Annotated in this window: 2 protein-coding genes; both read right to left on the bottom strand. The window is 68.2% G+C overall.

What is annotated here, in order from left to right:
- Positions 1-14: 14 nt before the first annotated feature.
- Positions 15-509, bottom strand: a complete 495-nt coding sequence (locus EES42_RS30975) for a hypothetical protein (RefSeq protein ID WP_124721631.1) — start codon at positions 507-509, stop codon at positions 15-17.
- A complete protein-coding gene (locus tag EES42_RS45005; RefSeq protein ID WP_164495390.1) occupies positions 506-673 on the bottom strand; it encodes a hypothetical protein in 168 nt (55 codons plus the stop codon). Before EES42_RS45005 ends, EES42_RS30975 begins: the two co-directional genes overlap by 4 nt.
- Positions 674-997 lie beyond the last annotated feature (324 nt).

Raw genomic sequence — 997 nt, 5'->3', positions numbered from 1 at the left:
CCCGGATCACCAGGTCAGTGGCAAGAGCCCTTGCTGAAGGTCGCGTGGGAGAGGTAGAACGCGAGCATCCCCGGGTCGGGGGGCGGCCGGTCCTCGGCTCCTGGGAAGACTACGGGGGGCTGCTCGTCCAGGGTCAGCGTGATGCGGACGCAGTACTCCGTCTCGGTGTCCTCAGTGCTGACCGTGTAGCCTCCGCCCTCCTCTTCACGCGTGTCGACGCCGTGCCCTGGCCCGATGCCGCCCTCCCGGATCGCCTCCGCGATCAGGTAGCCGTGGTTGCCCTCCAGGCTTGTGTAGTGCCGTTTGCCGCCTAGATCTCGGACGCCTTTGCGGACGGCGTCGCGGAGTTCGCCCTCACTCCACGTCGACTCGGCCTGCATACCGAACAGTACGCCGAGCGCGACAAGCGGCGTGAGGATGATGAGTGCGAGACCAACCGGGTTGCGGTGGTTGTAGACGTACCGGCTGGTTCCCAACTTGCTCCGGATGAAGATGGGTTCTTCGCTCAACGTGCTGCCTGCACACCGCCGATGTGCGCTGCCCGGGCATCTGCCCGGAGCGCGAGCTTCGGGGCATCGGGGCTCTGCGGGGGCATGCCCTCAAACGGTCCGTCGAACTCGGCTTCGGCTCGGTTGATGCGGGCCGAGAACCTGCGGTGAGGTGCGGTCGTCATGGCGGCACTGTAGCGGCGAGGGTGATCACATCGGATATCCCGTCGATATCCGAGACGACGGCTCGGGTTCCTCGATGACGGACATCGCCCCGGCCGCCGACCGAACAGAACGGCCGGCCGCGCGCAGCTCCTCGTTCTCCCGCGCCCTGCGCGCCGCCGCCCTCGCGTTCTTTGCCCACGCACCGATCGGGTGCCTGGCCCACGTCGCGGTGGTCGGGGGGAGAGGAAGTGGCCGTGGGCGGCGGCGTACTGCCTGGCGACGCGAAAGTGCACGGTCGGTGCCCCTTCTTGACCGAGTACGAGGCAGCCCGCGATGGCCGGACC

The organism is Streptomyces sp. ADI95-17 (assembly GCF_003846175.1).
Taxonomy (GTDB): domain Bacteria; phylum Actinomycetota; class Actinomycetes; order Streptomycetales; family Streptomycetaceae; genus Streptomyces; species Streptomyces sanglieri.
Note: the sequence above shows the minus strand (reverse complement) of the source record. Positions and strands in the feature narration are given on the sequence as shown.

What these genes read in the sequence shown, in the direction of transcription:
- EES42_RS45005 (WP_164495390.1), bottom strand. Translation starts at nt 673, where the DNA reads ATGACGACCGCACCTCACCGCAGGTTCTCGGCCCGCATCAACCGAGCC.